The sequence below is a fragment of the Halanaeroarchaeum sp. HSR-CO genome, assembly GCF_024972755.1.
Taxonomy (GTDB): Archaea; Halobacteriota; Halobacteria; order Halobacteriales; family Halobacteriaceae; genus Halanaeroarchaeum.
Genome location: NZ_CP087724.1, coordinates 796,570 through 809,430, shown reverse-complemented (window position 1 = coordinate 809,430; position 12,861 = coordinate 796,570). Strand labels below are relative to the sequence as shown.

The 12,861-nt window shown below is 62.6% G+C and carries 12 protein-coding genes and 1 tRNA gene; 6 read left to right on the top strand and 7 right to left on the bottom strand.

Annotation, left to right across the window (positions count from 1 at the left end):
* Positions 1–317: 317 nt before the first annotated feature.
* Genes HSRCO_RS04195 through HSRCO_RS04170 form a run of 6 tightly spaced genes read right to left on the bottom strand, consistent with a single transcriptional unit; the run spans position 318 to position 8,460 of the window.
* Positions 318–743, bottom strand: coding sequence for a NusA-like transcription termination signal-binding factor (locus tag HSRCO_RS04195; protein WP_259519160.1), 426 nt, complete (start codon positions 741–743; stop codon positions 318–320).
* 2 nt (positions 744–745) lie between these two features.
* On the bottom strand, positions 746–1,933 hold the full coding sequence (rpoA2, locus tag HSRCO_RS04190) for a DNA-directed RNA polymerase subunit A'' (RefSeq protein WP_259519159.1): 1,188 nt from the start codon (positions 1,931–1,933) through the stop codon (positions 746–748).
* Positions 1,926–4,841 carry a DNA-directed RNA polymerase subunit A' gene (locus HSRCO_RS04185; RefSeq protein WP_259519158.1) on the bottom strand — a complete coding sequence of 972 codons (2,916 nt, stop codon included), beginning with the start codon at positions 4,839–4,841 and terminating at the stop codon, positions 1,926–1,928. Before HSRCO_RS04185 ends, rpoA2 begins: the two co-directional genes overlap by 8 nt.
* Position 4,842: 1 nt before the next feature.
* Positions 4,843–6,669 (bottom strand): DNA-directed RNA polymerase subunit B, encoded by a 1,827-nt coding sequence (gene rpoB / locus HSRCO_RS04180; RefSeq protein WP_259519157.1) that lies wholly within the window; start codon positions 6,667–6,669, stop codon positions 4,843–4,845.
* Between the two features lies 1 nt (position 6,670).
* Positions 6,671–8,233 (bottom strand): DNA-directed RNA polymerase subunit B'', encoded by a 1,563-nt coding sequence (locus tag HSRCO_RS04175; RefSeq protein ID WP_259519156.1) that lies wholly within the window; start codon positions 8,231–8,233, stop codon positions 6,671–6,673.
* Positions 8,233–8,460 carry a DNA-directed RNA polymerase subunit H gene (locus HSRCO_RS04170; RefSeq protein WP_259519155.1) on the bottom strand — a complete coding sequence of 76 codons (228 nt, stop codon included), beginning with the start codon at positions 8,458–8,460 and terminating at the stop codon, positions 8,233–8,235. Before HSRCO_RS04170 ends, HSRCO_RS04175 begins: the two co-directional genes overlap by 1 nt.
* A gap of 212 nt (positions 8,461–8,672) precedes the next feature.
* Here HSRCO_RS04170 and HSRCO_RS04165 point away from each other — a divergent pair.
* From HSRCO_RS04165 to HSRCO_RS04150, 4 genes are all read left to right on the top strand, one after another.
* Positions 8,673–8,745: transfer RNA gene (locus HSRCO_RS04165), tRNA-Asp, on the top strand.
* A gap of 411 nt (positions 8,746–9,156) precedes the next feature.
* Entirely contained in the window at positions 9,157–10,014 is an 858-nt protein-coding gene (locus HSRCO_RS04160; protein ID WP_259519154.1) for a dihydrodipicolinate synthase family protein, read from the top strand.
* A gap of 155 nt (positions 10,015–10,169) precedes the next feature.
* Positions 10,170–10,427: a DUF5789 family protein gene (locus HSRCO_RS04155; protein ID WP_259519153.1), complete on the top strand. Its 258-nt coding sequence runs from the start codon at positions 10,170–10,172 to the stop codon at positions 10,425–10,427.
* Positions 10,428–10,511: 84 nt separating this feature from the next.
* Positions 10,512–10,889, top strand: a complete 378-nt coding sequence (locus tag HSRCO_RS04150) for a NifB/NifX family molybdenum-iron cluster-binding protein (RefSeq protein ID WP_259519152.1) — start codon at positions 10,512–10,514, stop codon at positions 10,887–10,889.
* Positions 10,890–11,097: 208 nt separating this feature from the next.
* Here the strand turns inward: HSRCO_RS04150 and HSRCO_RS04145 are convergent, their stop codons facing one another.
* Complete coding sequence (locus tag HSRCO_RS04145; protein WP_259519150.1) at positions 11,098–11,466, bottom strand: metal-sulfur cluster assembly factor; 369 nt, start codon at positions 11,464–11,466, stop codon at positions 11,098–11,100.
* 565 nt (positions 11,467–12,031) lie between these two features.
* On the opposite strand from HSRCO_RS04145, the gene HSRCO_RS04140 reads away from it, so the two are divergent.
* Together HSRCO_RS04140 and HSRCO_RS04135 are read left to right on the top strand one after the other, a co-directional pair.
* Entirely contained in the window at positions 12,032–12,574 is a 543-nt protein-coding gene (locus HSRCO_RS04140; protein WP_259519149.1) for a pyruvate ferredoxin oxidoreductase subunit gamma, read from the top strand.
* Positions 12,571–12,861: a 4Fe-4S binding protein gene (locus tag HSRCO_RS04135; RefSeq protein ID WP_259519148.1), complete on the top strand. Its 291-nt coding sequence runs from the start codon at positions 12,571–12,573 to the stop codon at positions 12,859–12,861. The genes HSRCO_RS04140 and HSRCO_RS04135 overlap by 4 nt, the downstream gene beginning before the upstream one ends.

Below are 12,861 nucleotides of genomic sequence, written 5' to 3'. Positions count from 1 at the left end.
CCATTGGAGAGCTTAGCTCTCGTGAACGCTCGCTCGCGGATGCACGTCCAGAATTTCTGCCATTGAATGTGGTGACGCCATTTCTAACATGCCGTCAAGCGTCCGCGAACGAGTGGTCCGTCAGGACCCGGAAGTGAGCGGTTTCCCGAGCGCAAAGCGCTCGGGCCAAGGAGGGGGCAACGCCCCCGACGCCGGCTTTTTCCCCACGTTTTTGCCTGCGAGGCGCGAACGGAGTGAGCGCCTCGGAAATGCCAGCGGTGACGGAACGGAACCGCGAGCAGGGCCGCGCTTCGCGCGGCCCGCAGGAAAAAGTGGGTTTACGTTAGCTGAATGTCGTCCACGTCGTAGTGCCGGTCGGCGAGGGTTTTGGCAGCGCGGATGTTCTGGCCGTCCGTCCCGATGGCGACGCCGCGGTCGTCGAGGTCGACCTCGACGTACGCCACGACGTCGTCGTTCTCGCTGATGGTCACGTTGTAGACGGCCGCGGGCGCGAGTGCGTTGGCGACGAACGCCTCGACAGTCGCAGCGTCCTCCACCAGTTCCACCGTCCGCCCGACGGTCTCCTCCAGTCGTTGGACGCGCTCCCCATCGGGGCCGATGGCCTGTCCCATCGAGTCCGACGGAACGACGTAGACGACGCGGTCGAACTCGTCGTCCACGATGCAATCCACCGCGGTGACGCTGGTGACGTCCTCGAACACCGAAAGATACTGCCGTGCCTCCGCGGAGAGGGTGACCGTCATCCCTAGTCCGACTTGCTCGCGGACATGCGAAGGTCGACGTCGCCGGTCCCGAGTTTCACGGCCTTGCCGACGATGACGTTCTCGATGACGCCGTTGAGGTCGTCGGCCTCCCCGTAGATGGCCGCATCGAGCAGGTGGTTCACCGTGACCTCGAACGCCGCACGGGCGAGGACGCTCTCCTTGTTTCCGGAGATACCGTGGCGGCCGATCGACTGAATGGTGCCATCGTTGGTCATGATGTCCGCGACCAGCATGAGGTGACGGATGTTCACGTCGCCGAGACCCTGTTCTTCGAGGGTCTCGCGGGTCTCCTCGATGATGGTCTCACGGGCGGCCTCGATGCCCAGCGTACTGTGGATCTCGTGGATGTTGTTACAGGTCGTCCGCGAGGCGTCGACGCCCTCGATGGCGAGTGTCTTCTTGAACGCCGAGCCCTCGGTGTAGAGGACGAACTGTTCGCCGTCGTCCATCTGCTCTTTGCGGATGACGACCCGGGAGATGTCCTCGATGCCTTTGAACACCACGTCGCGAAGCGCTTCGACGAGCTGGAGCAGTTCGCGGTAACTGGGCTGTTCCGGCCCGAACTCGAGGACGGTTCCCTCCTGGGTGACCTTCACACCGAGTGCGTCCTCCATCGTCTCCGCGATCTCGCCAGCGATCTGGTTCGTGCTGTCCAGGGTAGGCCATCGCTCCTGGAGGGTGTCTTCGTTCAGGTTCACGCTGACGATCATGTCCGCCACGTTGGTCGAGATGTCCCCCAGCGCGAGGATCTTCGTCGCCTCGATCTGCCAGACGACCTCGTGGGCCTTCTCGCGATCGGTGGCGTATTCGTCCTCCAGGTAGACCGTCATCATCGGGGTGTCCGGCGTCTTGCGCGCGTCCACCAGCTCGATAAGTCGCGGGAGGCCCTGGGTCACGTCGATCTCGGCGACGCCCGCGTAGTGGAAGGTGTTCATCGTCATCTGCGTCCCCGGTTCGCCGATGGACTGCGCCGAGACTGTCCCGACGGGGTCCAGTGGGGGAACGCGATTGTCGAGATATTCCGCTTCGACTGCCGAAGCGATCTCCTCGATCTGTTCGAGCGAGAGATCGTCTCGGTCCTCGACGGTCTCGTAGACGTTCTCTCGGAGCCTGAGAGGCAATTCCGTGTCCTCGACGACCGCTTCGACCGCGTCGGTGATCTCAGTCATCTGACTCCACCTCCCAGCTCTCGCCGTGTTCGGAGAGATTCGTCGGTAGCTTCGGGCCGCTGAGGAACGCCTCTTTCTCGGCTTCGTCCTCGAACTCAGCCTCGATGACGCGGTCCGCGATCTCGTCCACGTCGATTTCGTAGTCCTCACTCGAGGAGACCTCGACCGGACTGGTCCCGTCCTCGCCGAACTCGAACTGGACGATGGTGTCACTCGTATCCCTGACCGTCCCGTCGTACTGCGTCTCGAGTTCGGAGAGGGCGTTGATGAGTCGCCGCTGGAGGTACCCGGACTTGGAGGTCCGGACCGCCGTGTCGACGAGCCCCTCGCGGCCACCCATCGCGTGGAAGAAGAACTCCTTCGGCGTCAGTCCGCCGGTGTAGGAGTTCTCCACGAAGCCGTGGGCCTCGGAGGACAGGTCGTTTGGCTTGAAGTGACTGAGCGTCCGGTCCTCGTAACCGCGGTTGATGCGCTCTCCGCGCACCGCCTGCTGACCGACGGCGCCGGCCATCTGCGTGAGGTTCAACATGGACCCACGGGCCCCGGAGCGGGCCATGATGACCGCCGGGTTGTCCTCGGCGAAGTGGTCCTCGGCGATGTCTCCCGCGGAGTCGCGGGCCTTCCCGAGGGTCTGCATGATCTTCATCTCCAGCGTCTCGTCGATGGTTCGACCCGGGAGGCTCTCGAGTTCGCCACGCTCGTAGGTCTCGATGAGTTCCTGGACGCGGTCGTAGGCGTTCTCGATCGCCTCGTCGATCTGTTCTTGGGCCTCGCCCGGGATCGTCTCGTCGTCGATGGCGATCGAGAACCCGAAGTGCATGATCGAGCGCACGGCGATGCCCGATATCTCGTTGATGAGAATACGAGCGCGCGTGCGGCCGTACTGCTTCGTGACGGTGTCGACGACCTCCCCACCGAACGCACCGATGGCGTCCTCGTCGATGGTACCCTCGAGAAGTTGGCCGTCCTCGATGACGACCGTGTCACCGGCTGAACTCGTGAACTCCAGGTCGAGTCCGTCGGGCAAGAGCTCAGAGAAGAGCTGTCGGCCGGTCCAGAAGGGACGGCCGTCCTCCTCGCCTTTCGGTGCAGGGAGTTCGTCGATACTCGTCTGGCGCAGGAGGTCCGAGGCCTGCGTCTCGTTGAACGTCGGGTTGTCGTGGGTCAGCAGGTAGGTCCCCGTGATGTGGTCCTGGATGGAGCCGACGATGTTCTCGCCGAAGCGGGGGCTCAACATCTGTTCTTGGACGCGCATGAGCACGCGCGCCTCTGCACGGGCCTCCTCGTTCTGGAGGGCGTGCATGTTCATCTCGTCGCCGTCGAAGTCGGCGTTGTACGGTGGACAGACCGTCGTGTTGAGCCGGAAGGTCTTGTACGGCATCACGACCACCTCGTGGGCCATGATGGACATCCGGTGCAGCGAGGGCTGCCGGTTGAAGATGATGATGTCCCCGTCGATGAGGTGACGCTGAACCTCCCAGCCGGCTTCGACGCGTTCGGCGAGTTCCTCGGAGACCTTGTCGGTCACACGGACCCGACGACCGTCGGGCCGTTTCACGTAGTTCGCACCGGGGTGGGTCTCCGGCCCGTTGCGCACGTAGCGGCGGGCCCGTTCGACGTTCTGGTCGTTGACGACCATCGTCTGGGTCATCTCGGTCGCGACACGGTCGGGCACACCGACCTCGTTGAGCGAGAGGGTCGGATCCGGACTGATGACCGTTCGCGAGGAGAAGTTCACGCGCTTCCCGGACAGCGAACCGCGGAACCGCCCCTCCTTACCCTTGAGACGCTGGGAGAGAGTCTTCAGCGGGCGACCGGAGCGGTGGCGCGCCGGTGGCGTCCCACTGATCTCGTTGTCCATGAACGTCGTGACGTGGTACTGGAGCAGTTCCCAGAGGTCCTCGATGATGAGCTGTGGCGCACCGGCCTCGCGGTTCTCCATGAACCGCTGGTTGATGCGGATGATGTCGACGAGTTTGTGGGTGAGGTCGTCCTCCGAGCGCTGCCCGTTATCCAGCGTGATGGAGGGCCTGGCAGTCACCGGCGGGACCGGCAAGACAGTCAAGATGATCCACTCGGGGCGTGAGAGTTCGGCGTCGATGCCGAGGGCCTCGATATCGGAGTCCGGGATGTCCTCGAACCAGTCGCGGATGTCCGAGGGCATCAGCTTGTTCATGTCTTCGGTCGAGAGGTCGGTGTCGAGTGCCTTCTCGAGCGCTTTGCGGTCCTCGCGCCGAGGGCGGAACTCACCGGAGAGGATCTCGTTGATGCGTTCGAGGGCGATGTCGGTCTCCTCGGCCAGGTCGAGGGGCGCGACGGCCTCGTCGTCGGGGTCGTCCGGGTCGGGCTGCATCGCTTCGGCGATGCGTTCGGAGTAATCGCCCGCCAGGACCTCCTGGACCTCGTAGTAGGTCGTCGGTTTCTCGTGTTTGACGTCGTACTGTGGGGCCTGGCAGTGCGGACACGAGTTCTTCTTCCTGGCCTCGCGGATCGCGGCCTTCGTGACGTCCGAGACGTCCTGGCGGAGGCTCCGCGTGCGATCGATCTGTCCGAGATACTTCTCCTGTTCCTCCTCGGTGAGGAGGAGCCGTGAACATTCCCGACAGGTACCCCGCAGCAACCGGCGGATGAGCTTCGAGAAGCCCACGTGGATGACCGGCGCGGCGAGTTCGATATGGCCGAAGTGGCCATTACAGGATCCGGAGCGTTTGCCACAGGTCTTACACTCCAGTCCCGGGTCGATGACGCCGAGACGGGGGTCCATCAGCCCCATGTCGATGGGGAATCCGTCGTCGTCGTAGGTGTCCGCCGTGATAACTTTCGTTGCGGACATCTCGCGGTACTCCTCGGGGTCCATCAGCCCGAAGCTGATTTCGCCGATCTCCTTTGGGCTTTGTCCTGTCGACATCTTAGACTGCGTCCTCCAGTTTCAGTCGCGGGGCGATACCGAGTGCCTTCATCTCGTCCAGGAGGAGTTTGAAGGCGTAACTCATCTCCAGGCGGTGGACGTCCGTCTCCTCGCCACAGTTGGGACAGTAGACGCGGCGTTGATCGATGTTCTCGACCGCGGCCATCCCACAGTTGCCACAGACGTACACGTACTCCTTGTCGGAGGACTCGACGAGTCGCTCCTTCAGGACCATCGCCGCCCCGTGGCCGATGACGGTGTCGCGTTCCATCTCGCCGAGTCGGAGCCCACCTTCGCGGGCCCGTCCCTCGGTCGGCTGTCGAGTCAGGACCTGCACCGGTCCTTTCGAGCGAGCGTGGATCTTGTTCGACACCATGTGGTAGAGCTTGTGATAGAAGATGGTGCCGACGAAGATCTCCGCCTCGATCTTCTCACCCGTCACGCCGGAGTAGAGGACCTCCTTGCCGCTGGAGTCGAAGCCGTGTTCCTCCAGGGACTCCCGGAGTTCCGCCTCGTTTTCGCCGGTGAACGCGGTCCCGTCGACGGAGCGGCCCTCCATCGAGCCGGCTTTCCCGCCGAGCATCTCCAGGACGTGGCCGACCGTCATGCGCGACGGGAGCGCGTGCGGGTTCAAGACGAGGTCAGGCACGACGCCGTCCTGGGTGAACGGCATGTCCTCGTGGGGCGCCAGGTGGCCGACGACGCCCTTCTGTCCGTGGCGGGAGGCGAACTTGTCGCCCAGTTCCGGGATCCGCTCGTCGCGCACGGACACCTTGGCGAGTTTCGAGCCGTCCTCGCCCTCCATAAGCGTGACCGTGTCGACGACGCCATCCTCGCCGGACCGCATCGTGACGGAGGTCTCGCGGCGCTTCTGGGGCGAGAGACCGCCCATGTCGTCGGGCTCCTCGAGGAAGCGTGGGGGGGAGGTCTTCCCCAGGAGGACGGAGCTCTCGTCGACGACCGTCTCCGGGTTGACGAGGCCGTCTTCGTCGAGATGCGTGTAGGCCTCCTCACCGCGGGAACCACGAACGTCGTTCTCGGGGATCTCGAAGCGGTCCTCCTGACCGCCGGGATACCGCCGTTCTTCACCCTCGTAGGTGCGGAAGAAGTGCGATCGGGCGAGGGCTCGTTCGACGGAACCCTTGTTCATCACGAGTGCGTCCTCGATGTTGAACCCTTCGTAGGACATGACCGCGACGACGAAGTTCTGGCCCGCTGGCCGTTCGTCGTACCCGATCTGTTCGGTGGTCTGGGTGTTGACCATCGCCTTCTGCGGGTAGTGCATGAGGTGCTGGCGGGTGTCCGGCCGGATGCGGTAGTTCGCGGCCGGGAGCCCCAGCGACTGCTTCATCATGCCCGCACCCATCGTAATGCGCGGCGACGCGTTGTGTTCCGGATAGGGAACCATGCCCGCCCCGATGCCGAAGATGAGCGAGGGATCGAGTTCCATATGGGTATGGTCCCCGGTGATCTCGTCTTCGTCGACCGCGACGAGGATGTCCTCCTCTTCTTCGGCATCGATGAATTCGATCTTCCCCGCCTGGACGAGGTCCTGGAAGTCGATAGCGCCCTCGGTGAGTGCCTCCAGCTCCTCCTCCGTGATGAGCAGTTCGCCGTTCTCGACGACGAGCAGGGGGCGGCGAGCCCGGCCCGCGTCCGCGTTGACGATGACTTCGTCAGTGCGGTCGTTCACCGAGACGTTGACCATCTCGGAGACGTCCCCGCGACGGCGTGCTTCTCGAATCTGTTCTGCGAGTGCCTCGGGATCCTGGTGGGTCCCAACGAGGCTTCCGTTGACGTATACCTTGGCGTCTCGTCCTTTGCTCATATTAGTCGTCTGCGGATGTGGCCTCTGTCCTGATACCCGGGATGCCTTCGACACCCATTGAGGCGAGTTCGGCCTTCAGCGTTTGTTCGTCCTCGACGTTCTGTGAGAGTTCCATGGCCTGTGCGAAGTTCTTCACCAGCCCACAGTTCGGTCCCTCGGGCGTCTCCGACGGGCAGATGCGTCCCCACTGCGTCGCGTGTAAGTCGCGTGCCTCGAAGTGAGGTTGGCTCCGCGAGAGCGGACTGCGGAGTCGGCGCAGGTGAGAGAGCACGCCCATGTGGTCGGTCCGGTCGACGAGCTGTGAGACGCCCGAGCGGCCGCCGACCCAGTTCCCGGTCGCGATGGGGTGTTCGAGTCGCTCGGTGAGCACGTCGGAGCGGACGACCGTGTTCACGGTGAGTTCCCGGTTGCGCATGTTCGCCCGTTCGAGCTGGTACTTCACGTCGCGTGCGAGTTTGTTCAGCGCGGTCCGGAACAGGTCTTTCATCAGGTCGCCGGAGACCTTCAATCGCTTGTTCGCGTAGTGGTCCTTGTCGTCGGGCTGACGCCGACGAAGCGCGAGTTCGAAAGACGCCTCGGCCATCCGGCAGAGGTAGTAGGCCTTGTTCATCCGGACCTCTTCTTCCTCGATGCCCTCCTCGTGAAGGTGGGGCAGGAGGTACCGGTCGATGACGTAGTTGGCCCGTTTGAGCTGGTAGTTCTTGCCCTGGCCCGATGCGACGCGACGGCCGAGTTCCTCGATGGCCTCCTCCTGGGTCTGGACCTCCGCCTCCTCTAAGTTCTCCAGCATGAACTTCACGATCTCCGGGTCCTCGGAGACGCGGTGGACGATCTCCTCGTCGGATTCGAGCCCGAGTGCACGTACGAGCGTGACGAAGTCGATCGAGCCGGAGATGGAGGGGAACGAGACCTCGAGGATGCCGCTTCGGTTCCGCTCGACGAGTACCAGCGCACGATAGCCTCGCCGCTGGGAGAAGGTCTTGGCGACCTGGATCTCGTCGCCGTACTTCTCGTCGTACTCCGCGAGGATCTTGTTCGGTGCGAGGTCCTCGCTGGTCATCAGCACACGCTCGGAACCGTTGATGATGAAATAGCCCCCGGGGTCGGCCGGGTCCTCGCCGATTTCGATCAGTTCCTCGTCGGTGAAGCCCGCGATGTTGCATTTCTCTGACCCGACCATGATGGGCATCCGACCCACTTTGGTCTCGGTGGTGTCCAGTTCCTGAATCTCCTCCTCCTCGCCCCCGCGCATGATAGACATTTCCATGAATACCGGCGCGGAGTAGGTGATGTTGCGGAGACGGGCCTCTTGTGGGTAGAGGAGCTCTTCCGACCCGTCCGCCTCGCGGACGCGTGGCGTGACGACCCGGACGTCGCCGAGTTCGACCCACACCGGCTCTTCTTCTTCTTTGTCGCCGATGTCCGTCTCGATGGTCTCCTTCTCGGTGACGACGTCCTGCATCCCCCGGGTGAGGAACGCGTTGAACGAGCGAAAGTGATGTTCTGCGAGCCGTTCTTTCGAAAAGTACGAACGCGATAGGGCGCGTCGATTATCCGGTTGCATTATTCGATTACCAGTCGGTACACAATTGCGTTCTCTGTCGTTCGCGAGTCTCGTACGATCTTGATGACGTCGCCCGGCTCCGCGTCGTCGGGGAGCGCGGGGTCCTTGCGTTTGATCTTCGGCAGATCGGTCGGGGTGATGTCGTACTCCTCGAGTACGCCCTCGACCTCGTCATCTGACAGCACGGTGTGCTCTGGAACGAGTTCGTGTTGGCTTACGTCTACCATGGATGCACCTGGGTGGGGACAGAAGTGCGTCTCACGAGATACTACAGGGACTTATCGGCGGCTCACGGATAAGTCTTGTCAACTGCGGCAGGCTATGCTAGTCGGACGCACGTGGCGAACCCGTCGACACGACGTTGGGTGGCACCTTGACGCATACCCCTTGCGTTTGGAAAGCCTTATACCTATCACCCGGATACCATTGAATGCAGCCAGCCCGGATGGTGTAGTGGCCCATCATACGACCCTGTCACGGTCGTGACGCGGGTTCAAATCCCGCTCCGGGCGCTTTTCCGATTCACTACGAACGAGGAGCGTAGCGACGAGTGAGCGTGAATCGGGAAACGGCCAATGGTGATTTGAACACCAGCAGTCGCACGCCCGGGAGCGCAGAGAAGCGAGCACCCCGGAACGTCTGTACAGGGTTCAAATCCCGCTCCGGGCGTGTTTTCAACATCCTTCGACCGAGGAGCCTTGCGACGAGGGAGTGGATGATGAAAACCGGCCAGGGATTTGAATCAGACCGAGGTTCTGCGGGACGCAGGTTCTCGGGCGTGGTTCAAATCCCGCTCCGGGCGTGTTTTCAACATCCTTCGACCGAGGAGGGCAATGACGGCCCATCGTCGGTAGACTATTATCGGCAGCCACTCGGCCTGGCTGGTGCGAAGCTTCTTTGCGGAGTGCGCAGTGCAACTCCACATGGAAGGCGTCGGACCACCGCTCGTCACACCGTTCACACAGGATGGAGACATCGACGAACCCGCACTGCGCGACCTCGTCGGCTGGGTCGAAGAGCGTGGCGTGGACTTCATCGTCCCCTGCGGATCGAACAGCGAAGCCGAATTGATGACCGCAGCGGAACGAGCGATGGTCACCGAAATCGTCGTCGAGGAGGCCAGCGTCCCCGTGCTCGCGGGAACCGGGAGCCCGGGCCGCAAGGAGACGGTGGATGCGACCGAGGCGGCCGCCGAGGTCGGCGCCGACGCGGCGCTGGTCGTCACCCCGTTCTACTACAATCACGATCAGGAGGCCCTCGAGGCGTACTACCGCGAGGTCGCGGACGCCGCACCGATTCCCGTATACCTCTATTCGGTACCGGCGTTCACCGACGTCCGGATCGAACCGGAGACGGTCGAACGACTGGCGAGTCACCCCAACATCGCTGGAATGAAGGATTCCTCCGGGAACGTCGCCGAACTCGTGCGGACCGTCCATCGGACCACCGAGGAGGCGTTCGACGTGCTGGTCGGCAGCGGGAGCGTCCTCGCGCAGGCGCTAGACGCGGGCGCCACCGGCGGCGTGGTCGCGCTCGCGAACATCGCGCCGGATCGAACGAGCGAGATCTACGAGACACACGCCGCAGACCCCGAAGCGGCGCGCGCACGGAATGCAGAACTCGTGGAGTTGAACCGGGGGATCACCACGACGCATGGCGTCCCCGGATTGAAGTGGGCGATGCGCGAGCGGGGCGCCCCCGCCGGCCATCCACGGTCACCGCATCGGCCCGTCGAGGAAGACCAGAAAGAGCACCTGGCGTCGCTCGTCGACGACATCTGAATCCGGCCTGTCGGGCACTGCTCCCGGTGCAGACAGTCTCCGAACCGCCGGATGAGCGCAGCGTAGCGTCGGGGACGCACCGGCTCCTGGCAGGATAGCGAGGATCACATCAACCAGCCGAAACGTTATTGCCTCGGGTGACCCTACTACCTCCCATGGAGGGGGAGGTCAAACTGAACGAAGTTTCCGCGGTACTCGAATCGCTTGAGTACCCGGTAACGAAGGGTGAGATCGAAGCAGAGATCGCCGACCTGACCGTGCTGTACGCGGACGGCGAGGAGTCGCTCGCGAGGGTCCTCGAACGGGTGAATCAATCACAGTTCGAATCTGCCGAAGCGCTCGAAGCCGAGATACTGTCGAACGTCTCGATCGGTGCCGTCGGGGAACCCGGGCAATCCGAAGGGGAAGGGTAACCGGCGCTCGAGACCGGTCCGTGCGGTGGCTTCCGGGACGGAAAGGTTGACACCGACGACGCGCTTCAACGGTAGTAGTTCACTATGCGAGCGTGTGTACCCACCACGAGCGACGACGGCGCCACTGCCGAACTGTCCGGGCACTTCGGACAGGCACCGTACTACACCATCGTCGACACCGAAACCGACGCCGTCGACGTCATTGCGAACCGGAGCGACCACCGTGGTGGCTCGAAGTTGCCACCCACCTACGTCGCAGAGCACGACGTCGACGCCGTCCTCGTCACGGAGGTCGGTAAGCGTGGAATGCGATTGTTTGACGACTACGGCATCGACGTCTTCCAATCGGAGGAGGGGACGGTCGAGGAGATCGTCGACAGATTCCGGAACGACGAGTTAGCGGTATTCGAGTACGAAGATGCCCACGGGCACGGACGTGGGGAACACGACCACGAACACTGAGAAGGTGGCCACGGCCACGAACATGGAACGGCTACAGAACGAGGCAGATGCCGGTCCACTCGACGGATCGGCAGCCGGCCAGAGTGACCACATCGACAGACGTCGACCTCGATACCGGTCTGGCCGATACGGTATCCGTTGTGACCCCCTGATTCGGTGCTTGTAATTGCGGACAGGAGTCGGCGGAAACGAAAAAAGCGATCCGAATCTAAAACGGGGCTTCGTTGGCGGCCGCTTCGTCCTCGCTGTCGTAGTCCGGAATCCGGATACCGAGCGACTGCAGCTGGGCTTTGCCATCCTCGGAGGCCTCCGCGGGCGACCAGGGCGGTTCGTAGACGAGTTCCACGGACGCATTCTCCACACCATCGACCGATTCGGCGGCAACGGTCACGTTCCGCTTGATGCTATCGGCCACCGGACAGCCCATACTCGTGAGCGTCATCTCGACGTGGACCGCGTTCTCGTTGTCCTCGCGTTCCTCGATGTCGTAGACGAGTCCGAGATCGACGATGTTGACCGGAATCTCGGGGTCGTAGACATCACGTAGGGCCTCCCGTACTGCCTCAGTGTCGACCATGTAGACATCGATAGGAGATGTAGCGTGAAAAGTATTGTTCTCGTGGCGAACACCTGAATCGTGGTATGGGACGCTCTCGGGAGCGAATTTCGCCGGTTTTGGTCGGCCAATACCGACCGCGAACCGCCGTTCGTGACCCGGAGACATCGCTCGTGACCCGGAGACACCGTTTGAGACCTGAAGACACCGTTCGTGACCGAAAGTCGAAACGGGCCGATCGTCATCACGACCGGCCAGATATGACAGGCGGACCCACAACTGGACGGGCGGGCGTAACTATCCGGAATATGGTACATTGAATACGGTACATCACACCCCCAACGGCGTTTCAGCACTTCTACCGGATGTTTTCGCCAGATTTGAACGCTCCAATAATCGCCAATACGTGGGTAAAATCAATGTAAATTAAAGAATATTAAGGATGTGTATACACTTAACCACCCATAAAATACGGGACGTGGGAATATCCCCTGGAGGACACTACAGAAAGACGTGGAATGGCCGCCGGTGCTGGCGGCGGCACCGCGAACGGACTCTCCGTTCGTACACCACGAGGTGACATATCGTGAAACAGATTCGTATCCACGGCCGTGGCGGTCAGGGGTCGGTGACACTGGCCCATCTGATCGCAGAGGCGGCCTACGAAGAGGACAAGTGGGCACAGGCATTCCCGTCGTTCGGCGTCGAGCGCCGCGGGGCACCCGTCGAGGCGTTCGCCCGCATCGACGACGAGAAGATAACCGACCGGAGCCAGGTCGACGAACCAGACTACGTCGTCGTCCAGGATCCGTCGCTGATCGAGTTCGTCGACGTGGCCCGCGGCGTGGTGGACGACGGCGCAATCGTCGTCAACACCGAAGCGGACCCCGAGGAGCTCGACCTCGAAACCGACGCGACCGTGGTGACCGTCGACGCGACGGAGATCGCACTCGAACACCTGGGGAAACCGATCATGAACACGGCGCTCATGGGCGCGTTCGCGAGCGTCACGGGCGTCCTCCAGCAGGAGAGCATGGAATCGGTCATCATGACCGAGTTCCCTGGTGAGATCGGCGAACAGAACGTTGCGGCCACAACCGACGCGTACGCAGAGGTATCCACCGTATGAGCGATACAATCGATCCATATTCCGATCTCGAAATCTCGAAGGGTGCAGTGGCAGAGCCGGGAACGTCGGTGGTCAACAAGACCGGCACGTGGCGCGAATTTATGCCGGAGATCGACCACGACGCCTGTACGGGCTGTGGCCTCTGTGAGACCTTCTGTCCCGACATGGCCGCCAAAGGCGTCGGTGACCGGCGCTACGAGATCGATTACGACTACTGCAAGGGCTGTGGCATCTGTGCAGAGGTCTGTCCTGTCGACGCCATCGAGATGTTCCCCGAGGTGAAATGA